The organism is Gordonia sp. (in: high G+C Gram-positive bacteria) (genome assembly GCF_049299075.1).
Classification (GTDB): Bacteria; Actinomycetota; Actinomycetes; order Mycobacteriales; family Mycobacteriaceae; genus Gordonia.
Map to the genome: position 1 here is coordinate 1 of NZ_JBAQWU010000109.1, position 20335 is coordinate 20335.

Below are 20335 nucleotides of genomic sequence, written 5' to 3' on the forward strand. Positions count from 1 at the left end.
CCCCGGTCATGGCGCCAACCGGGCGGCCGGCACCGACTCAGCCTCCCGCAGCGCAGCCAGTCAGCCTTCCGCCCGCTGGCAGCACTACACCCGGTCCCACGACCATCGGAGCCGCGTCGGCGCAACCACCACGCCCTCTCGCGTACTCCGAGGTCCCTAAGGAAGCCGAACTGCTCGGGGCGGGCGACGTCGGCAAGGAAGTGAGCACAGTGGCCATCGACCGAGTCCCGAGTTCGGGCCGTCCCGCACCCGGCCGGAGCACCGCCCCCCAGTCCGATCGCTCCGCCGCACGCAACGCGACAGCGGCGCCTGCCGCGCAAACCAATAACGCGCCCGCCGCGGTCCGCTCACAGCCGACACGCACGGGGAGCACCCTCGGGACTTCCCCGTCGCCGGGGCCGCTTAGCGTGTCGGCGATTGTCGGCTTCGTGCTGTCCGGTCTTGGCTTCCTGTTGATAACGGTGCCATTCGGATTGTGGCTCGGCTACCGCGGGCTTCGAGAGACTCAGAATGACGTCCGGCAAGGGCGACCATTCGCCACGTGGGCGGTGTACCTCGGCTGGGCATGGCTCGTGTTCTGGGTCCTTGCCCTGATCAGCTACTTGTGGATTCTGCTGTGACGGCGTCCGTCCGCATTCCGACCCTGCGGAATACCCGCCGATTCCTGGCCCTGTCTGCTGCGCTGTTGATCAGCTTCACCGGCGTGCTCGCCGGGAACGCCGCACCTGCGACGGCCGCTCCCGGCTGTCCGGACGTCGAACTGCTCTTCGCCCGCGGCACCCTCGAGACGGGCGCACCGGTGGGCGTCACCGGTTTAGTGATGGCTGCGTCGCTGGACCAGCAGCTGGCAGGCAAGTCCGTGCGCACCAGCGCCGTACGCTATGCGGCCAGCAGCAATTTCAACGACCGCCCAGCGTTTGTCCGCAGCGTCGTCGCCGGAATCAAAACAACTCAGGCCCAGATTCGCGCGATTGCCCGGCACTGCCCGAGCACCAAGATCGTCTTGGGCGGCTACTCGCAGGGTGCGGTGGTCGCGTCCTATGCAGTGTCCGACGATGTTGAGATTCCGGCGATGTACGCCCGGTATCGCTCGCAGGCGCCACAACCGTTGCCCGCCGACATCGCGCAGCACATCTCCGCGGTGGTGTTATTCGGTACACCGTCGAGCCACTGGATCCGCGAGCTCGGCGCCCCGCCGATGCGGGTTGGGGCCAGCTACCGGGCCAAGACAGCCAGTTTCTGTGCGCCCGGCGATAACGTGTGCGACGGCAGCCGGGTCGGTCAGCCCACGGCCGCCCACGTGCTGTATTCGGTCAACGGCATGGCCGTGGCCGGAGCGGACTTTGCTGCTCGCAGGTCCCGCTGAGCGCATCTTTCCGATACCCTAGCTGCCATGGTGATGGCTGATCGCGAAGGCGTCGAAACTGCAAGTGTGCCGGTGACGGCACTGACCATGCTTGGGTTGGTCGGCAATATGGTCAACGGACTGGCCCGGATTCCCTTCCAGAAGCCATTGTCCGGTCCCGGTGGGGTGCTCGACAACATCGGTCAGGCGGTCACCCGTCAGTCGGTGCGCTCGTTCCTCGGCTATTCGGTGAGTCTGCCGATCGAAGAGTTCCGATCGATGGAGAAGATCCTCGACCAAATCTGCGGCGTGGTGTTGACCCCGGTGGTCGGCGCGCTCGGCGGCGTGGAGATCGAGTCCGACGTCGTCGGTGGTCAGGAAGGCATATGGTGCCGGGCCAAGCCGGAAGTCGCTGCAGCCGACGAGCAGGTCAAGCATAAGGACCGCACCCGGACCATCCTGTATCTGCACGGCGGCGGCTACTTCGGGACCACCCCGAAGATGTACACGATGTTCGCCGCGGCGCTCGTCCGCCTGACCGGCTGCCAACTCTTTATCCCGGACTACCGGATGTCGCCGGAGTTCCCCTTCCCCGCTGGCATGCACGATGCCGCTGACGTCTACCAGGGGCTTCTCGACCGCGGTATCGACGCCCAACACCTCATTGTCGCTGGCGACTCCGGCGGTGGCGGGTTGGCGACGTCGTTGATGGTGCACCTGCACCAGGAGCGTATTCCGCGGCCACGCGCACTGGTCCTCTTCTCCCCCGAGGTGGATCTGGACTTTTCACAGGACTCGGTGATGGTCAACGCGCGGTACGACGTATTGCCCTGGAACATCCCGGTGACGTCATACCTGCGCGGCATTCAACCGAACGACAGCCGCGTCTCGGCAGTGTTCAGTGCGCCGCAGCAGGAATGGTTCCCGCCGACGTTCGTCTGCTGGGGCGACGAAGAGATGTTCCGCGACTCGATCCGGGAGTTCGCGAGCAATCTGCGCGCTGGCGGCGTGACGGTCGTACCGATGGAGGAGCGCGGGATGTTCCACGTCTTCCCGATTCTGATGCCGTGGAGCGAAGCGGCCAAACGCGTCTTCCAACAGATCGAGTTGCTGGCCACTAGCGTCACCGATATCGACTCGAAAAAGGCTATCGCGGCCCAAGATGTCCTCGACCACGCGGAAGAACCCGAGACCGAAAATCTCGCAGCCAAGTAGCCAGACTTTAGGATCAGCACCATGCCCAAACGGCTTCTTCTCGTTCTCTCCGCGCTGCTTCTGATGGCTGGCCTGGCCGCACCGGTCGCCGGACGGGCCAACGCGTCCGGTTGCGCCGACGTGCACTTGCTCTTCGCCCGCGGTACCCAGGAGGCTGGCGGTGCGGTGGGCAACACCGGTCAAGCCATGTACCAGTCGTTGGCGGCCCGGTTCCCGGGCAAGGACGTGCGGGTCTCGCCGATCCACTATCAGGCCAGCGACGACTTCCAGAAGGGCACCGGTTTCCTCAAGACCGTGTCGGCGGGGGTACGCAGCGCGCAGAGCCAAGTGCAGAACATCGCCGGGAAGTGCCGCCAGACGAAGATTGTGCTCGGCGGGTTCTCCCAGGGCGGCGTCATCGTGACCTACGCCGCGAGCGACGATGTCCTCGGCCCGGGGCTGGTGGTCGGTGAGCTTCCCACGTCGCTGCGGCCGGATGTTGCGCGCAAGGTCGCGGGCGTCATCACCTTCGGTGCGCCGGCTGATCGGTGGTTCCGCGATGTTGGCCTACCGCCGATGCGCACCGGTTCCGCCTACCGCCACAAGACGCGCGAATACTGCATCCGCGGCGACAATATTTGCGACGGCGGCCCCATCAATCGTCCGAACACTGTGCACGGCAACTACGCCCACAATGGAATGACCGGCGCGGCAGCCAACTTCGTCGCCCGCTATATCCGCTGATTCAAGGGCGTCCGCTGCGCCTCACGATCTCCAGCGCCTACGTTCCGACGCCTGGTGACTGTTCGAGCGCCCTTCGCTGGCTCACCCGCCCCGCAGGGAGGGCGTCGGAACGGCGCTAGGGCGCGGTAGGTATTTTTTTTGTGGAGCCTAGGAGATTCGAACTCCTGACATCTGCCTTGCAAAGGCAGCGCTCTACCAACTGAGCTAAGGCCCCGTACCGGCTAGGCCGGAAGGTCACGGTGGTGGGCCTAGGAGGACTTGAACCTCCGACCTCTTCGTTATCAGCGAAGCGCTCTAACCGCCTGAGCTATAGGCCCGTGAACCGAGATGGAACATTACCCGACCGCCCCGCAAACCAACAAAACGGCTGGTCAGGAGGTCAGACTCGATCAGTCCAAATCCGCGAGAGTGATCTCGAAGCCACCAACGACGTCGGCGCATACGTTGTAGATGTACGCCATGATGGTGGCTAGGGCGGTGAGCACGACGGCCGCAAAAACACCGAACAGCGCGGAGAAGCCGAAGACCTGGCTGGCCGTGATCAAGTTCCCCCCGTCGCTGGTACCGTCGGCACTCACGATGGTCGCGAACGACGAGTTCACCTGGTCCCAGATGCCCATGCTGGCGAGCACACCGTACAGCACCGCAATCGCGATCATCCAAATGAGGAACCCGGCGATCGCCAGGACCCCGGTGACTTTGAAGACGGACCACGGGTCGACACGGCGCACCTGCACAGCTGCACGCAGCGGAGTGCCGATGGTGCCGGTTGCCGGAATGCGACGCACGGATGCCCGTCCTGCTTCGTCGGCGCCAGCACCGACCTGGTGAATAGCGTCCAGATCGGGGTGGTCTGTGGCAGCGGTGGCCGACGGAGCCGCTACCGACACACCGGATCCCGGCCCGGCCGGTGGATTCGGCCGCCCCGCCCCCGGGGGCGTCGATACCGGCGAACCCGCCGTCATCGGAGGGGCAAGCGATGGGACCGGCTGCCCACCTGGCCGTGGGCCCGGTGCCGGCAAATTTGAGGCACCCCCTGCACCCGTCGGGTCGCCCTTCGGGGCGGTGGGAACGGCCGGGCGTGGCGCGGCCTTCACCGGAGGAGCCTTCGGTGCTGGTGCGGCAGCCTTCGCGCCAGGCCGCTTGGCCGGAGCCTTGGTCTGTGGCGCGCCCGGCGGTCCGGCCGGGGGCGCCGCCTGCGTAGGCACCGCCTGAGTCGCCGCATCCGATGGCACAGTCGGCGTCTCGCCACCGACACCGGCAGCCCTGGCCATCTCACCTGCGGTCATCCCGGTATTCGGCGTCGACGTGGTGGTCTCGCCCCGTTGCCAAGGCGGCGGCACCTTACCGCGATCGCCGGCCGACTCCGCCGGGTCGTTCGCTTTGCTCACTGAACAGTCCTCACTGATGGCTTGTGAACAACCCTAACGGCTGTCGTACCGATTACTTCGCTTCTGCGTCGGCTGCGTCGGGCGTCTCATCCGGTTCGTCCGCATTGCGAGCGATCGCCAGCAGACTGTCGCCGTCGCCCAGGTTCATCAGGCGCACACCCTTGGTCTGGCGGCCAGCCTTGCGGACCTGCTTGGCCAGGGTCCGGATGACGCCGCCCCCGGAAGTGATGGCATACACCTCGCTGTCGAGATCAACGATGATCGCACCGACCAACTCGCCGCGCTTCGAGTCGTACTGAATAGTCAGCACTCCCTTGCCGCCGCGACCCTGCGCCGTGTACTCCTCGATGTCGGTCCGCTTCGCATATCCACCGGCAGTAGCCACCAGCAGGAAGGTGTCCGGCTGTACGACGTTGAGCGACAGGAGCTGGTCGTCGGTGTTGAACCGCATGCCCTGGACGCCGGACGTCTGGCGGCCCATCGGGCGCAGTGTCTCGTCGTCGGCATGGAAGCGGATCGATTGACCCTTCTTGGAGACCAGCAGCAGATCGTCGTCCGACCCACACAACTGTGCGCCGACCAGCTCGTCCTCACCGCGCAGGTTGATCGCCGCGATTCCGCCGGAACGGTTCGAGTCGAAGGCGTCGAGCGCCGACTTCTTGACCAAACCGTTGCGGGTGGCGAGCACCAGGTAAGGCGCATCGTCGTAGGCGCTGATGCGGATGACCTGCGCGATGCGCTCCTCTGGCTGGAACGCCAGCAGGTTCGCCACATGCTGGCCGCGGGCCGTGCGGTTGGCCTCGGGCAGCTCGTAAGCCTTGGCGCGGTACACGCGGCCCTTGGTGGTGAAGAACAGCAGCCAGTCGTGAGTGCTGGTGACAAAGAAGTGGGCGACGATGTCGTCCTGCTTCAGTCCAGCACCCTGCACGCCCTTACCGCCGCGCTTCTGACTGCGATACAGGTCAGTTTTGGTGCGCTTGGCGTAGCCGGTCTCGGTGATGGTGACGACAACGTCCTCGCGAGCGATCAGATCTTCGTCGTTCACGTCGCCCTCGGCAGCGATGATGCGCGAGCGCCGATCATCGCCGTACTTGGCGACGACCTCATTCAGCTCGTCGCGCACAATGGCGCGCTGCCGCTCCGGCCGCGCCAGAATGTCTTCCAGATCGGCAATCTCGAGCTCGATTTCGGCGAGTTCGTCGATGATCTTCTGACGTTCGAGCGCCGAGAGCCGACGCAATTGCATAGCCAGGATTGCATCGGCTTGGATTTCGTCGATCTCGAGTAGATCCATGAGGCCGCTGCGCGCTGCGTCGGTGTTCACCGAGGCGCGGATCAGGGCAATCACTTCGTCGAGGGCATCGAGCGCCTTCACCAGACCGCGCAGGATGTGCGCGCGTTCTTCGGCTTTACGCAAGCGGTAGCGGGTACGTCGGACGATGACGTCCACCTGGTGGTCGACGTACAGCCGGATCATCTGGTCCAGTCGCAGCGTCCGTGGCACGCCGTCGACGATCGACAGCATATTGGCGCCGAAGTTGGTCTGCAGCTGACTGTGCTTGTAGAGGTTATTCAGCACCACTTTGGCCACCGCATCGCGGCGCAGGGTGACGACGATCCGCATACCCGCGCGATCGGACGACTGGTCCTCGATCTTGCTAATGCCCTTGAGCCGCCCGTCACCGACCTGCTCGGCGATCGAGCTGATCAAATTGTCCGGGTTCACCTGGTACGGCAGTTCGGTGACCACCAGCGTGGTGGTGCCTTTATGTTCTTCGATATCAACGACGCTGCGCATCCGGATGCTGCCGCGGCCGGTGGTATACGCGTCCTTGATGCCTTGGCCGCCGACGATCAGGGCAGCCGTCGGGAAGTCCGGTCCCTTGATTGCCGCCATGCAGGCTTCGAGGGTGGCCTCGTCGTCGGCGTCCGGATTCTCCAGCGCCCACACGACCGCCTCGGCCACCTCCCGCAAGTTGTGCGGCGGGATGTTGGTGGCCATACCGACTGCGATTCCGCCCGAGCCGTTGATCAACAGGTTTGGGATGCGTGAGGGCAGCACCGTCGGCTCTTCGGTCTTGCCGTCGTAGTTGGGAACGAAATCGACGGTCTCCTCGTTGATATCCCGCAGCATCTCCATGGCGAGCGGGGTCAACCGGGCTTCGGTGTACCGCATGGCGGCGGGGCCGTCGTTACCGCGCGAACCGAAGTTGCCCTGCCCGTCGATCAACGGATAGCGCAGCGACCACGGCTGCGCCAGCCGGGCCAGGGCGTCGTAGATCGAGCTGTCACCGTGCGGGTGATAGTTGCCCATCGTCTCAGCCACCGGACGGGCCGACTTGACGTAACCGCGGTCCGGCCGGAAGCCAGCGTCGAACGAGGCGTACAGCAGACGACGGTGCACCGGCTTGAGGCCGTCCTGCACGCTGGGGAGCGCACGGCCGACGATCACGCTCATTGCGTAGTCGATATAGCTGTTCTGCATCTCCTGCTCGATGTCTACGGGCTCGATGCGGTCCCGGGTGACCTCGGTGGAGTCGTCGTTGATCGGAGACATGTCGTCGTCGCTCATCAGTCACTTTCCTCGCTGGCGCGCCAGCTGCAATGTTCTGGTCGTTAGTGGGGGCGAAACGTCAGACGTCCAGGAAGCGGACGTCCCGGGCGTTGCGGGCGATGAACCCGCGACGGGCGACGACGTCCTCACCCATAAGAATGGAGAACAGCTCGTCGGCGGCGGCGGCATCGTCGAGGGTGACTTGCTTGAGCACCCGGATCTCCGGATCCATGGTGGTCTCCCACAGCTCGCTCGGGTTCATCTCGCCCAGACCCTTGTAGCGCTGAATGCCGTCATCGGTGTTGATCTTCTTGCCCGCCGCTCGGCCGGCTTCCATGAGTGCGTCACGTTCGCGGTCGCTGTAGGCGTACTCCGGATCGGCGCCCTTCTGCCACTTGAGTTTGTACAGCGGCGGCTGCGCCAGGTAGACGTGACCGTGCTCCACCAGCGGGCGCATGAAGCGGAACAGGAGCGTGAGCAGCAGCGTAGCGATGTGCTGACCATCGACGTCGGCGTCGGCCATCAACACGATCTTGTGGTAGCGGAGCTTGCTGATATCGAACTCGTCATGGATGCCCGTACCGAAAGCGGTGATGATCGACTGCACTTCCGCGTTCTTAAGGACCTTGTCGATACGGGCCTTCTCGACGTTGATGATCTTGCCGCGTAGCGGAAGAATCGCCTGGTACATATTGTCGCGACCCTGCTTGGCGGAACCGCCGGCGGAGTCGCCCTCCACCAGGTACACCTCGCACTTGGTGGGGTCGTTGCTCCGGCAGTCGGCTAGCTTGCCAGGCAAGCCCCCCAGGTCGGTGGCGGTCTTGCGGCGCACCAATTCGCGGGCTTTGCGCGCGGCGATGCGGGCCTGCGCCGAATCGACGGCCTTGCGCACGATCACCTTGGCTTCGGCCGGATTGGCCTCGAACCAGTGACCTAGGTGCTCGTTGCAGGCCTTCTGTACGAAGCTCTTGACCTCGGTGTTACCCAGTTTGGTCTTCGTCTGTCCCTCGAACTGCGGATCGGTGACCCGCACCGAGATGATCGCGGCCAGTCCCTCGCGAATATCATCGCCGGAGAGTTTGCCGTCTTTCTCTTTAAGCAGCTTCTTTTCCAGCGCGTACTTGTTGACAGTGCTGGTCAGCGCCGCCCGGAAACCCTCTTCATGGGTGCCACCCTCGTGGGTGTTGATCGTGTTGGCGAAGGTGTGCACGGACTCGGAGTACCCCGAGTTCCACTGCATGGCGACCTCCACCTCATGACCGGTGCCCTTCGCCCCGAAACCGACCACGGTGGCGTGGATTCCGGTTTTGGTTCGGTTCAGGTGCTTGATGTAGTCAACGAGGCCGTCCGGGTAGTGATAGGTCCGGGTCCGGATGGTGACGACGTCGGCGGCCTTCTCCTCTTCGGACTTGATGGATTCGGCGCGCTGCTCGCCGGACCCGTCGATCGCCGCCTCGACCTCGGCGTCCTGCTCGGTAATTCGTTGGTCGGTCAGCGTGATTGTCAGGCCCTTGTTCAAGAAGGCCATTTCCTGGAGCCGCCGGGCAACAGTTTCCGCGTTGAACACCGTGGTTTCAAAAATCCCGGCGTCCGGCCAAAAACGGACGATGGTGCCGGTGCCGGTCGCGTTCCCGATCTGATTCAACGGGCCGGGCTCGGCGCTGGTGTACTCCTGAGTCCAGACGTGACCGTCGCGCATGATCTCCAGTTGGACTCGCGTCGACAATGCGTTGACGACGGAGATACCCACACCGTGCAGACCACCGGACACCGCGTACGAGTCGGAATCGAACTTTCCACCTGCATGCAGCTGGGTCATGATGACCTCCACCGCGGGCACACCCGTCGAATGCATACCGACCGGCATACCGCGGCCGTCGTCGACCACCTGAATACCGCCGTCGGCCAGCAAGGTCACATCGACGCGAGTGGCGTAACCGGCCATCGCCTCATCGACGGAGTTGTCCACGACCTCCCAGATCAGGTGGTGCAGACCGCGCTCGCCGGTGGAGCCGATATACATACCTGGCCGCTTGCGGACCGCCTCTAGGCCCTCGAGGATGCTGATGGATTCCGCGCCGTATTCGGCTGGCTTGGACTTGCTGGGCTTCTTCGACTCGGACTTGCTGGTGTCGGCCACGGGACGCGTCCACTCCTTCGGGTTCACAAACAGTTACCCACGAGTGTACTTCGAAGCTGATCACAACGGGTGTGCGCCACGGCCTCAGAGCCTCAGAGATGGCCGAATAACGGATATCCCGCCGCCGGATGTATCTGAAAGTGCTCTCAACGCGCCTCGGCGCGCTGAGCGCATCGACATCGATCAACCGTAAGTGTCCCGCGGACCGCGCCCCGAGACATGCCGTGGACCTTTGCGCCAGGACGGTGCAGCCGGTCCAGTGATACGGAGGCTCTTCACCACACCGTTGCCCATCGCGGCGGCGATCTTCGCGATGATTTGTGCCTGGACGTAGCGAAGTTGGGTGGCCCAGGCTGTTGACTCGGCGCGGACAAAAAGGATCCCGTCGGTCAGCTCCGTCGGTTCGGCGTGGGCCGCGATGTCGGAGCCCACGATCGACTCCCACGACGCAAACACGGTGCCTTCATCGAGTTTCATCGACCACCCGCGTGACCGGATGACGGCTCCGGCAACCCTGCCGAAGGGCTGCGGATCACGCGCATCAGGTCCAGCGCCGGACCACCGAGTGCGTTTTCGGTCGGCGGAACGACCGCGGCCACGCACCGGGCCATTGCGTCCCTCACCAACGTGTTTTCCCGACGCTTTCGCCTCGGCCCGTGCCTGTTCCAGCGCACGGCGAGCCATCTCGTAGCCCGGTGAGTGCTCGGTATCGCCGCTCATAGCGCACTCTCCTCCTCCGCTGGTGTCCGATGGACCTGCTGATCACCGACCGTGCGATCCTCGAGGATCACCGATCGCCGAATTCCATTCTCCTCGTTCACTCCGACAAATATGCGGCGTCCAGCGGCAGCTGCCGGGATATCGGCACCAACGGCGGCGGTGATCAGGAGTTGTTCTGCGGAACTCGTGAACTCGGCGAGCTTTTCTCGACGAGCAGTATCAAGTTCGGCGAAGACATCGTCGAGCATGATCACCGGTTCTACCCCGTCCACGCGCAGCAGGTCGACGCAGGCGAGACGAAGAGCGAGCGCAAGTGACCAAGATTCCCCGTGACTCGCGAAGCCCTTGGCCGGCTCGGACCCCAGCGTCAACAGCAGGTCGTCGCGATGCGGTCCAATCAGACACAGGCCCCGGTCGATTTCCTTCGCACGGACGTCAACGAGACGGCGTGCCAACATTTCACGGATTTCAGGCACTGTTTCCGGACCGCCCGAACACGCATCTACCTCCGGTCCGGCGGCCGAGCGATACTGGATTCTCGCTGTCCGAGAGTGCGGTGCGATATACGAATATGTCTGCGACACCAGGGGATTCAGTTCTCTGACCACTGCGAGTCGTTCGGCTGTCACCTCCGCACCGAACTGGGCGAGCTGGGCGTCCCACACGTCCAACGTGCTCATGACCGAGTCGGCCTCTGCTGCCGAACGACGTATCGCCGATCCAGCGGTTTTCAACAGGGCCGAGCGCTGTCGCAAGACCTTCTCGTAGTCAGCCTTAGCGCCGGCGGCGATCGGGCGCAGCTGAACCACAATCTCGTCGAGAAATCGTCGTCGTTCGCCCGGATCTCCTCGCACCAAAGCGAGATCTTCTGGGGCGAACAGCACAGCGCGGAGGATTCCGAGGACCTCGCGAGGTCGGCGTACCGGGGACGTGTTGATCGCCGCCTTGTTCGCACCCTGCGCGGCGATCGTCAAATCCACCGAAAGTTCGCGGCCACTGTTGTGCACCGTCGTCACAATCCGCGCAACCTCTGCCCCGCTACGGACCAGCGGCGCGTCCGTCGCTACCCGGTGTGAGCGCAGCGTAGCGATGTAAAAAAGCGCCTCGAGCACGTTGGTCTTACCAAAACCGTTGCGGCCCACCAGGATTGTCGGTTCCGGACCCAGTTCGAGACTCAGCCGATCCCACGACCGATAGTCGGTCAGCGCAAGTTCACGAACAAACACTATTCAGTGTGCGCGGATGTTTCGCCGACACTATGTCCGGCCTGATCAACCATTGCGTGCCCACCGAACTGGTTGCGCAACGCCGATACCGCCTTGAGCGCGGGCGAACTCTCCTGCCGCGATGCGAAGCGTGCAAAGAGCGCCGCGGAGATCACATTCAGCGGCACCGCGTGGCGCACACCTTCCTCCACGGTCCAGCGACCCTCACCGGAGTCGGTCGTATAGTCCGAGATCTCTACGAGACCCGGATCCTCTTCCAAGGCGCGAACCAGCAGGTCGAGGAGCCACGAACGGACTACCGTGCCCTGGGTCCAGGCTTTGAGCGTTCCGGTGACGTCCTCGATCAGCGGTTCGGCTTGCAGAAGTTCGTAACCTTCGGCGTAGGCCTGCATCAAGCCGTACTCGATCCCGTTATGCACCATCTTCGCGTAGTGCCCGGCACCGACTGGACCAACGTGGACAAAGCCGTTCTCCCGCGGGCCCGGCGGGCGCAAGGCATCGAAGATCGGCATGACCTTGGCGACATCATCTTGGCTACCACCGACCATGAGGGCGTAACCATTTTCCAGGCCCCACACGCCGCCGGAGACCCCGCAATCGAGATAACCGATCCCGTTCTCGGCGAGCTGGTCGGCGTGCGGCTGATCATCGGAGTACCGCGAGTTTCCACCGTCGATCACGACGTCGCCCGGTGCGAGTAGTCCGGCGAGATCGGTGACACTCTGATCAGTAATCTCGCCGTGTGGGACCATCAGCCACACCACCCGCGGTGCGTCGAGTCGCTCCACGAGTGCGGCGAGACTGGCTACGTCGCTGACCTCGGGTCGAGGATCGTAGCCGACCACGTCGTGCCCGGCAGCCTTGACCCGGGTACGCATGTTGGCACCCATCTTTCCCAAGCCGACAAGTCCCAGTTGCATGTGTTCCTCTCGAAAGATGGGTGGACCCGGGCGATCAGCCTGGAAGTCGCACTGGCATCAGTAGGTAGCTGAATTCGCTGTTCGGTGCCAGAAAGGCACCCGACTCATCGGCGATCGGCTCTTCGTCAGAGGCCGGGCGAAGCACGGCCGGACGGATAGCCGCTCGACGCTCACCTGAACCGTCCGGCTCGGGATTGGTGAACCCGAACTGCACGGTGGTCGCGCCGGTCGCGGCCAGGCCGTCGAGCAGGTAGGTCGGATTGAAGGCAATCAGGATGGGATCGCCGTAGAAGGCCGCGTCCAGCGTTTCTTCAGCTTTACCGGCCTCGTCACCGCCAGCGGTCAGCACCACCGTGTCCCCGGTGAAGTCCATCCGAATCTGGGCGCCACGCTCAGCGACCAGCGAGACGCGCTTAATCGCCTCAATCAGTGCGGTGCTCTCGATGATCGCCACCGACGTGTGGCTGGGCGGGAACAACTGACGAAACTTCGGGAACTCGGCATCGAGCAGCCTCGTCGTGGTCTTCTTCGGTCCGGAGGTGATGCCCAGAATTCCCTCCGCACCGATCGCGCGACCCGACCCGAATGCCAGTTCCACCGAACCCGCATGATCTGCGCCCGCCGACTTCGCGGCATCGGAGAGAGTCTTGGCCGGGACTAGGGCGGCGCCGGTGGCACCAGCGTCATTCGGGGACCAGGCAAGTTCGCGAACCGCCAACCGGAAGCGATCGGTGGCGGCGAGCACGATCCGGCTGCCGTCGATCTCGACACGAACGCCGGTCAGCATCGGCAGTGTGTCGTCGCGGCCAGCAGCGGCCGCCACCTGCGCGACCGCTTCGGCGAATAGATCTCCGCCGACGCTGCCGGTATTTTCCGGGACATCAGGCAGCTCGGGGTAGTCCTCGACCGGCATAGTGGGCAACGAGAACTTGGAAGAACCGCAGGAAATCGCCAACCGAGCACCGTCGATGTGCACGTCGACCGGCTTGTTCGGCAGTGCCTTGGTGATATCGGCGAGCAATCGGCCAGAGACCAGCACCTTCCCAGATTCGGCGATCTCAGCCGAGATGGTCTCGATGGCCGAAACCTCGTAGTCAAACCCAGCGACACGCAGACCGTCGTCGCTCGCAGTCAGGACCACGCAACCGAGGACCGGTACCGGAGGCCGGGACGGCAGGCTTCGAGCAACCCAGGCCACGGCATCGGCGAACTCGTCCCGAACGACACGAAACTTCATCTGCTGTGTTGGCCCTTCTCGACATTCTCGACCGGTGGAGTGCTTCCGGCTCGGTGACGGCGGCGTCACCGTGTCCCACTCTAGAGCGCCGGGCACCGATGGCGTCAGGCAAGTCGGTGAAGCCGGGACCAAGTCGGCGCAGCTGAGGACGTCCGGTGTGTCCCCAGGGTTGTTGTTAATAGAGATCTCTTTAAAGACAAAATACTTAGTAGTAATAAGTCCTGTGGATTCTGTGGATTAGGCGCATCCACGCTGCTGGGGCCGCAATTCAGGGTGTGGACGATCGGGGGACGGGCGGTGTGGATAAGGCTGTGCATCTGGGGATAAGCAGGTGAGTCCACACTCGTCCCGACCTTGTCCACACGGTGGCGCCCAGTTATCCGAGACGTCATCCACAGCGATTCTGGACTGTTCACCTGGTCGTTTCTTGTGGCAAGCAGGTGTCTCGTGGCTGGCTTCCGGTGGACTAGCACCGGTGGAAAAGTCTCGGGTCGAGGTTGAGACTCAGGCGTACGAAGGCAGATTCAGCCGCGGCTGTGCTGCTTGATACGGCCGGTCAGTTGCTGGACGTCGTTGTAGACCTCGGCGTTCAGGGGCAGGGTCTCGCGGATCTTTCGGTCGGCGTGCATCACGGTTGTGTGATCGCGGTTGAAGGCCTCACCGATCTGTGGAAGCGACTGATCTGTGAGCTCCCGGCACAGGTACATGGCGATCTGCCGGTAACCCACCAGCGGCCGGCCGCGACCGGGACCGCGGAGTTCGTCGACCGAGATGCTGTAGTACTCAGCGGCGATCGCCATGATTCCAGTCGCGCTGATATTGGTTGCTCCGGATGCGGGTGCCAGCGACGACAGGACATCTTCGGCCAACGCGAGGTCGAGTTCTTTGTTCTGCAGCGAGGCGAACGCCGTGACGCGAATCAAGGCGCCTTCGAGCTCGCGGATGTTGCGCTCAATACGCGAGGCGATCGCCTCGAGCACGTTGTCAGGGACGTCGAGCTGCTCCTGCTGCGCCTTCTTCCGCAGAATCGCGATGCGCGTTTCCAGGTCCGGGGGCTGAACGTCGGTGATCAGACCCCACTCGAAGCGCGTCCGGAGACGGTCTTCCAGGGTGGTCAGCTTCCGCGGTGGACGATCGGACGAGATGATGATCTGCTTGTTGGCGTTGTGCAGGGTGTTGAAGGTGTGGAAGAACTCTTCTTGGATACCTTCGCGGCCTTCCAGGAACTGGATATCGTCGACCAGCAGCATGTCGACCCCGCGGTAGCGGTTCTTAAATGCCATCTGCCGGTCGTCGCGAAGTGAGTTGATGAAGTCGTTGGTGAACTCTTCGGTGGAGACGTACTTGACCCGCATCCCGGGGAACAGTCGTTGGGCGTAGTGGCCAGCAGCGTGCAACAGGTGTGTCTTACCCAGGCCGGACTCGCCCCAGATGAACAGCGGGTTGTAGGCGCGGGCCGGTGCTTCGGCGACCGCAACTGCGGAAGCGTGCGCAAATCTATTCGAGGTACCAATCACAAAAGTATCGAATTTGTATTTGGGATGGAGCGTGGTGGTGCTGTCTTCCGGTGACGTCGCGGTGGTGCGCTCATCGAAATACTGCGCCCAGTCGCGGGTCCCCGTGTGGTGCATGGCTGTTGACGGTGCGTTGGTGGGTGGCACCGGCGCCGCGGGTGTGGTGACTGCGGGTGTGGCTGGCACCGATTCAACCACCGCCTGGGTGGTGTCGTCGTGCTCGGCGATCCGCACAGCGAGCTCGATCGGTTGTCCGAGATGCTGGCTTAGCGCAGAGGTGATGGCGTCCCGGAGGTTCCGCTCGATCTGCTCCTGAACCAGCGCGTTCGGGGCGGTGAGCAGGGCAAACCCGGCGGTGATGGTGAGTGGTCGGGCCAGCGAAAGCCAGGCCTTCTGCTGGGGCGAGAGGGGTGGGGTGTCCGGCCGAGGAGAGTTTTTGAGTTCGTTGACGACGAGGTTCCATACCTCGCCGAATGAGTCATGATCATCCGACATGAATCCTCCTCTGATCCCCTACCGTTGGTCAGTGACCCCGACGGCATCCACAGCCCCTTGCCGGTCCAGGGTGTCACAAACGGCCACGTACCGAAGAACTGTCCACAATGTTATCCACACTTGTGGATCAGTTTCCCGCAGGTTGTGGAGAGCGCAGGCCGGTGCGGAACGGGAGCAGACTAGGCGGTGCTCGTTTGATTACCGCCCGTGGGCTGAGTATTCTCGAACGGTCGCCCGTGCATGGCTGCCGAACCCGAACACTACGGGGTTCAGTCCGGCTGTTACCGCCGGAACCAGGCGGGCGTAAAGACCTGTAAGTATCGAATCAAGGAGTTCCCATGGCCAAGGGGAAGCGCACTTTCCAGCCCAACAACCGTCGTCGGTCCCGCGTGCACGGTTTCCGTCTGCGCATGCGGACGCGTGCCGGTCGCTCGATCGTGACCGGTCGTCGTCGCAAGGGCCGCGCTAAGCTGACCGCCTGACGCGTGAGTCCGGCCGGCCGCTCACGTGTCCGCTGACTCGACGCGCCTTCAGCGCAGTTCCGATTTCACCCGCACGCTCGACAAGGGCGTGCGGGTTTCGGCGCGTGATGTGTTGGTGAGTGTGGCCCCGTTACCCGCCGTGTGGCCCGATCCCAGCGGGGTGCGGCCCGATATCGTCATTTTTGGTGGTCCGCGTCTCGGGCTGATCGTGTCGAAGAAGGTCGGTGATGCGGTCACCAGACATGCTGTCGCTCGCCGTCTTCGGCATGCCTTTGTCGCGACCCGCGACCGATTGCCGGCCGTCGATGCGTACGTAGTGGTCCGCGCCCGGCCGAGTGCGGCAACGGCGTCGGCCGTCGATTTTGAGCGACAACTCGGTTCAGCATTTGTGAACCCGAAGGTCACCAACGCCTTCGACCTGGCTGGTTTGCGATGACCGGGCTGTATGTGTTTCCGCGCCGGGCACTGATCTTCTTGATCGAGTTGTATCGGACGTGGGTATCGCCGATGCGGCTACCGTCTTGCCGGTTCGAGCCGACGTGCAGTAGCTATGCCGTCGAAGCCCTGGAGAAACGCGGATTCTTGGTCGGATCTGCCCTCTCGGTCTGGCGTCTCCTGAAATGTGGACCGTGGCACAAGCCCGGTTACGACCCGGTCCCCGAGCGACGGCAACGCCGCGCGGTGACCTCTCCCCGATCAATCTCAGATAGAGGTTAGCGAGCAGTGCTCAACGTCATTTACTGGCCGGTGTCTTGGATCATGTGGGTCTGGCACTGGATCTTCGATCACCTGATGCCCAATACACCCGGGTGGAACGGTCTTGCTTGGGCGCTGTCGGTGGTCTTCCTGGTCTTCACCCTGCGCGCGATCCTGTACAAACCCTTCGTCAAACAGATTCGTACGACGAAGAAGATGCAGGAAATCAACCCGCAGATGCAGGCGATTCGTAAGAAGTACAAGAACGATCGCGTGAAGATGACCGAGGAGATGCAGAAGCTGCAGAAGGAGCACAGCTTCAATCCGCTCCTCGGCTGCCTGCCGATGCTCATGCAGATTCCGGTCTTCATCGGTCTGTTCCATGTGCTGCGTTCGTTTAACCGGATGGGTACCGGTACGGCGATGCCGATCGGCGGTGCCAGCGAACCGATGAGCGCTGCGGCCACGCGGTCTACCGGCAACTATGCATTCAGCCCCGAGCAGGTGGAGAACTTCCTGGATGCGCGCCTCTTTGGCGTGCCGCTGTCGTCGTACATCACCGAACCGACCGAGCAGTTTCAGGCGTTTGTTCAGCCCGGTGCGCCTGTGGATTTCACCCGGTGGCAGATCGCTGTTGTGGTGATCCCGCTGATGATCGTCGCGTCGATCGCTACCCACATGAACTCGCGCGCTGCGGTGTCTCGTCAGTCCCCCGAGGCGATGGAAAACCCGCAGACCCGGATTATGAACCGGCTGTCGCTGTACGTTTTCCCGGTCGGCATTCTGGCCACGGGTCCCTTCTTCCCGGTCGCGATCCTGCTCTACTGGGTCAGTAACAACCTCTGGACTTACGTCCAGCAACATATTGTCTTCGGTCGCATTGCGAAGGAAGAGGATCACGCGCAGGCCATTAAGGACGAGCAACGTAAGGCGTCAGCCCCGAAGCCTGGTGAGAAGCCGTTGCCTGGCAACTTTGATCCCCGCAGGGCAATGAACCGCGGTTTTGCCGCACTGTCGGAGGGACGGACCGGTGACGCCATTGCGGAGTTCCGCCGTGTGACGCAGTTCGGTCAGCGCAATGCGGACTGGCAGTACAACGACCGCAACGGTCTGGTGCAGGCCGCCGACGAACTGGTCCGGCTGACCAATGATCCGGAACTACGGGCAACTACAGCGGCTCAGTGGACCGAGGCGGCGCGCAAGGAAGCCACAGCCGATGGTGCAGGTTTGCCGGCTCTCGATGCGTATCTGACCCTGCGCCGTCAGCAACTGGCTGCGTGGCTCCGTGATGGGCATGACGCACGCTTCAACACCGTGCTTGTGGAAGATAACGGCGTGCTGGGCGCGTACGAAAGCGCCTGGCTCGAGGCGAATCCGGAAGCTCCCGTTCCCGCGCTGGCCCAAGATCGCAAGGCGGACTGGACCCGGATGGTCGCGACAGCGATGTTCCGGGCTGGCAAGTACGACGACGCCCGTATCTATGCGCGGCAGGCAGCGTCGGTGTACGAGGCGATTCTCGAGGAAGCCGGTGCCGCGGACGAATCAGATCTGGATATAGCCGGCTATGAAATCGAGTTGGCCGGAGTGAAGCTGATCGCCGCCGCCCCGTCGTCGAGCAAGTGGAAGAAGAGTCGGGTACCTGCGAGTGAGAAGACGGCACGCGAACTCGAAGGCCGTCACGGTGTTGCCTTGATCGCCGAGGGCAGTAACACCGACGAGGCGGTCACGACGGCCGCGCGGAACTGGCATGAGACCGCGGTGTCCGCTCACAGTGGGTCGGCGCCATCGGCCAGTTCATTCGACGACGTGGCTAAGTCGTTCGCAGTCACTGTGTTGAACCTGGATGGCCCGCAGTCTCGGGCGGCGTCCGAGCGACGCGATCCGACCACCGTCGTGGTGGAGCTGCCGAGCGAGCCATCGACTGTGCAGGCCTCGGCAAAGGGCAAGCACGGGCGCCCAGCGAAGAAGTCCAAGGGCGGGAAGTCCGCCAAGGGACGTGGCAGCCGCTAAGCGAGCAGCCCTCCCCCACAACGTTCCTGAAATAAGTGAGGTAGTTCGAAGTGACTGAAGAAGTAACCACCGCGGAAGCCGACGAGATCGAGATCGTGGAAACCGCGGAGGCGGCGGATGAGCCGCGTGACCAAGAAGATCGTTTGGTCGAAGAAGGAGAAATCGCCGGCGACTACCTCGAGCAGTTGCTCGACGTCCTCGACTTCGATGGCGACATCGATCTGGACGTGGACGGCGACCGCGCGATCGTGAGTATCGACGGCGGTGAGGATTTGGATCAGCTCGTTGGCCGAAAGGGCGAGGTGCTCGACGCGTTGCAGGAGCTGACGCGTCTTGCCGTGCAGCAGGCGACGGGAGACCGCAGCCGCCTGATGCTCGATGTTGCAGGTTGGCGAGCTGGGCGTCGCCAGCGACTCGCGGCCCTGGGTACTGAAGTATCGGAGCGGGTGCTGGCGAACGGCGGGCGCGAGGAACTCGAGCCCATGACGCCGTTTGAACGCAAGATCGTGCACGATGCGGTCGCCGCGGTTGACGGCGTGCACAGTGAGAGTGAAGGCGCCGAGCCGAAGCGCCGGGTCGTCGTGCTGAAGGATTAGTTCCGCGCCAGTTGGATGTGGATGAGCGAACAGCCCCGGCTACCCAGTCGGGGCTGTTGGCATCCGAGGCACTAAATCACATCAGTGTGGTTTATAGCGGAACCGCTGCATAGGGAAGAATGTTTCCCGTGAAACACCACGCCACTATCCGCTTTGCGCCGTGGTGGGATCCCGGCGTTTCCCGTGAAACTTTCGGGTGGTTGTGTGAGCTGGCAGCGGTGGTGCCGGGTGTCTGTTTCCCGTGAAACACCGCCAGAATTGAGTAGACGTGGAAGGTATACCACATGACGAACACCCCGGAAGGCCGTGAATCTCGGCCGCAGGCTGCGGTCGACATCTTTGGCGACCGAGTGGAGCTGGCCGAGGCCTACGTAGATATCCTCAGCGAGGAGGGCGTGCTTCGCGGCCTCATCGGCCCGCGTGAGCCTGCGCGGCTATGGTCTCGGCATATCCTCAATAGCGCAGTAGTTGGTGAAGCAATCCCCCAGGGTCTGCGAGTTACCGATATCGGAACCGGCGCTGGTTTCCCCGGTATTCCCTTGGCGATCGCCCGTCCGGATCTCGACGTGGTGTTGGTCGAGCCGCTACTGCGGCGAACGACGTTTCTCGATGAGGTGGTTGCCCGTCTCGACTTGCGCAACGTAACCGTTCTTCGGGGTCGGGCGGAAGAGGAGCGGATCCTCGCGGACGCTGGCGGGGCCGATGTTGTCACTTCGCGTGCGGTCGCGCCGTTGGATCGACTGGCACGGTGGTCCGCTCCGCTAATTCGGGTGGGGGGCGAGTTTGTTGCGCTTAAGGGCCGGAGTGCGGCAGACGAGATTGCCGAACACGCCCGCGCTGTAGCTGAGGTTGGCCTGACAGACCTGAGCACCCGTGAGGCGGGCGTGGGGACGATCGATCCGCCGTCGACCCTTTTGATAGGAATTCGGGTGGAGACCGCTGCGGACCGGAAGGCCCGCGCCCGAGCGCAGCGACGAGCCCAGCGACGCAGCCGCTGACGGCGTGTCCAGCGGTGACACCCGTGGCAATTGGTATCGCCCAGTCACAGAGCGCAGAATACTAGAGACGAAC

General features: G+C 63.4%; 16 protein-coding genes, 2 tRNA genes and 2 pseudogenes. 10 read left to right on the forward strand and 10 right to left on the reverse strand.

Annotated elements, in window-relative coordinates; genetic code table 11:
- The first annotated feature begins 407 nt into the window (after positions 1 to 407).
- The 4 genes from WAW85_RS03515 to WAW85_RS03530 are packed head-to-tail and all read left to right on the forward strand — an operon-like array spanning position 408 to position 3283.
- Entirely contained in the window at positions 408 to 620 is a 213-nt protein-coding gene (locus WAW85_RS03515; RefSeq protein ID WP_422558266.1) for a DUF4190 domain-containing protein, read from the forward strand.
- Positions 617 to 1366, forward strand: coding sequence for a cutinase family protein (locus WAW85_RS03520; RefSeq protein WP_422558267.1), 750 nt, complete (start codon positions 617 to 619; stop codon positions 1364 to 1366). The genes WAW85_RS03515 and WAW85_RS03520 overlap by 4 nt, the downstream gene beginning before the upstream one ends.
- A gap of 27 nt (positions 1367 to 1393) precedes the next feature.
- Positions 1394 to 2560, forward strand: a complete 1167-nt coding sequence (locus WAW85_RS03525; protein WP_422558268.1) for an alpha/beta hydrolase — start codon at positions 1394 to 1396, stop codon at positions 2558 to 2560.
- 21 nt (positions 2561 to 2581) lie between these two features.
- The gene (locus WAW85_RS03530) at positions 2582 to 3283 is read left to right on the forward strand and encodes a cutinase family protein (RefSeq protein WP_422558269.1); all 702 of its coding nucleotides are present in this window, start codon (positions 2582 to 2584) and stop codon (positions 3281 to 3283) included.
- Between the two features lie 141 nt (positions 3284 to 3424).
- Here the strand turns inward: WAW85_RS03530 and WAW85_RS03535 are convergent.
- The 10 genes from WAW85_RS03535 to dnaA all read right to left on the reverse strand — a co-directional run bounded on the left by WAW85_RS03535 (position 3425) and on the right by dnaA (position 15480).
- A tRNA-Ala gene (locus WAW85_RS03535) sits at positions 3425 to 3497 on the reverse strand.
- A 26-nt stretch (positions 3498 to 3523) separates the two neighbouring features.
- Positions 3524 to 3600: transfer RNA gene (locus WAW85_RS03540), tRNA-Ile, on the reverse strand.
- Positions 3601 to 3672: 72 nt separating this feature from the next.
- On the reverse strand, positions 3673 to 4173 hold the full coding sequence (locus WAW85_RS03545) for a DUF3566 domain-containing protein (protein ID WP_422558270.1): 501 nt from the start codon (positions 4171 to 4173) through the stop codon (positions 3673 to 3675).
- A gap of 553 nt (positions 4174 to 4726) precedes the next feature.
- Complete coding sequence (gene gyrA / locus WAW85_RS03550; RefSeq protein ID WP_422558271.1) at positions 4727 to 7246, reverse strand: DNA gyrase subunit A; 2520 nt, start codon at positions 7244 to 7246, stop codon at positions 4727 to 4729.
- Positions 7247 to 7307: 61 nt separating this feature from the next.
- Positions 7308 to 9368, reverse strand: a complete 2061-nt coding sequence (gene gyrB, locus WAW85_RS03555; protein WP_422558272.1) for a DNA topoisomerase (ATP-hydrolyzing) subunit B — start codon at positions 9366 to 9368, stop codon at positions 7308 to 7310.
- Between the two features lie 183 nt (positions 9369 to 9551).
- A complete protein-coding gene (locus WAW85_RS03560; protein WP_422558273.1) occupies positions 9552 to 10088 on the reverse strand; it encodes a DUF721 family protein in 537 nt (178 codons plus the stop codon).
- Positions 10085 to 11314, reverse strand: a complete 1230-nt coding sequence (gene recF, locus WAW85_RS03565; protein WP_422558274.1) for a DNA replication/repair protein RecF — start codon at positions 11312 to 11314, stop codon at positions 10085 to 10087. Before recF ends, WAW85_RS03560 begins: the two co-directional genes overlap by 4 nt.
- On the reverse strand, positions 11314 to 12234 hold the full coding sequence (gene gnd / locus WAW85_RS03570) for a phosphogluconate dehydrogenase (NAD(+)-dependent, decarboxylating) (RefSeq protein ID WP_422558275.1): 921 nt from the start codon (positions 12232 to 12234) through the stop codon (positions 11314 to 11316). The genes recF and gnd overlap by 1 nt, the downstream gene beginning before the upstream one ends.
- Before the next feature lie 34 nt (positions 12235 to 12268).
- On the reverse strand, positions 12269 to 13471 hold the full coding sequence (gene dnaN, locus WAW85_RS03575; protein ID WP_422558276.1) for a DNA polymerase III subunit beta: 1203 nt from the start codon (positions 13469 to 13471) through the stop codon (positions 12269 to 12271).
- Between the two features lie 524 nt (positions 13472 to 13995).
- Positions 13996 to 15480, reverse strand: coding sequence for a chromosomal replication initiator protein DnaA (gene dnaA / locus WAW85_RS03580; RefSeq protein ID WP_422558277.1), 1485 nt, complete (start codon positions 15478 to 15480; stop codon positions 13996 to 13998).
- Between the two features lie 338 nt (positions 15481 to 15818).
- On the opposite strand from dnaA, the gene rpmH reads away from it, so the two are divergent.
- The 6 genes and pseudogenes from rpmH (at position 15819) to rsmG (ending at position 20262) form a co-directional block, all read left to right on the forward strand.
- The gene (gene rpmH, locus WAW85_RS03585) at positions 15819 to 15962 is read left to right on the forward strand and encodes a 50S ribosomal protein L34 (protein WP_422558278.1); all 144 of its coding nucleotides are present in this window, start codon (positions 15819 to 15821) and stop codon (positions 15960 to 15962) included.
- A 25-nt stretch (positions 15963 to 15987) separates the two neighbouring features.
- A complete protein-coding gene (gene rnpA / locus WAW85_RS03590; RefSeq protein WP_422558279.1) occupies positions 15988 to 16398 on the forward strand; it encodes a ribonuclease P protein component in 411 nt (136 codons plus the stop codon).
- Positions 16395 to 16628 (forward strand): annotated as a pseudogene (yidD, locus tag WAW85_RS03595) (membrane protein insertion efficiency factor YidD); the annotation flags it as partial. The gene rnpA and the pseudogene yidD, both read left to right, overlap by 4 nt.
- 57 nt (positions 16629 to 16685) lie before the next feature.
- Positions 16686 to 17618: pseudogene (gene yidC / locus WAW85_RS03600) on the forward strand (membrane protein insertase YidC); the annotation flags it as partial.
- A 1136-nt stretch (positions 17619 to 18754) separates the two neighbouring features.
- Positions 18755 to 19264, forward strand: coding sequence for a protein jag (locus WAW85_RS03605; protein WP_422558291.1), 510 nt, complete (start codon positions 18755 to 18757; stop codon positions 19262 to 19264).
- Between the two features lie 284 nt (positions 19265 to 19548).
- Positions 19549 to 20262, forward strand: a complete 714-nt coding sequence (gene rsmG / locus WAW85_RS03610; RefSeq protein WP_422558280.1) for a 16S rRNA (guanine(527)-N(7))-methyltransferase RsmG — start codon at positions 19549 to 19551, stop codon at positions 20260 to 20262.
- Positions 20263 to 20335 lie beyond the last annotated feature (73 nt).

Excerpts from the sequence above, each read along its gene's own strand:
- dnaA (WP_422558277.1), bottom strand. The coding sequence starts at position 15,480 with ATGTCGGATGATCATGACTCATTCGGCGAGGTATGGAACCTCGTCGTC.
- rpmH (WP_422558278.1), top strand. The coding sequence starts at position 15,819 with ATGGCCAAGGGGAAGCGCACTTTCCAGCCCAACAACCGTCGTCGGTCC.
- dnaN (WP_422558276.1), bottom strand. The coding sequence starts at position 13,471 with ATGAAGTTTCGTGTCGTTCGGGACGAGTTCGCCGATGCCGTGGCCTGG.
- WAW85_RS03560 (WP_422558273.1), bottom strand. The coding sequence starts at position 10,088 with ATGAGCGGCGATACCGAGCACTCACCGGGCTACGAGATGGCTCGCCGT.
- WAW85_RS03525 (WP_422558268.1), top strand. The coding sequence starts at position 1,394 with ATGGTGATGGCTGATCGCGAAGGCGTCGAAACTGCAAGTGTGCCGGTG.
- rsmG (WP_422558280.1), top strand. The coding sequence starts at position 19,549 with ATGACGAACACCCCGGAAGGCCGTGAATCTCGGCCGCAGGCTGCGGTC.
- gyrA (WP_422558271.1), bottom strand. The coding sequence starts at position 7,246 with ATGAGCGACGACGACATGTCTCCGATCAACGACGACTCCACCGAGGTC.
- WAW85_RS03530 (WP_422558269.1), top strand. The coding sequence starts at position 2,582 with ATGCCCAAACGGCTTCTTCTCGTTCTCTCCGCGCTGCTTCTGATGGCT.
- gnd (WP_422558275.1), bottom strand. The coding sequence starts at position 12,234 with ATGCAACTGGGACTTGTCGGCTTGGGAAAGATGGGTGCCAACATGCGT.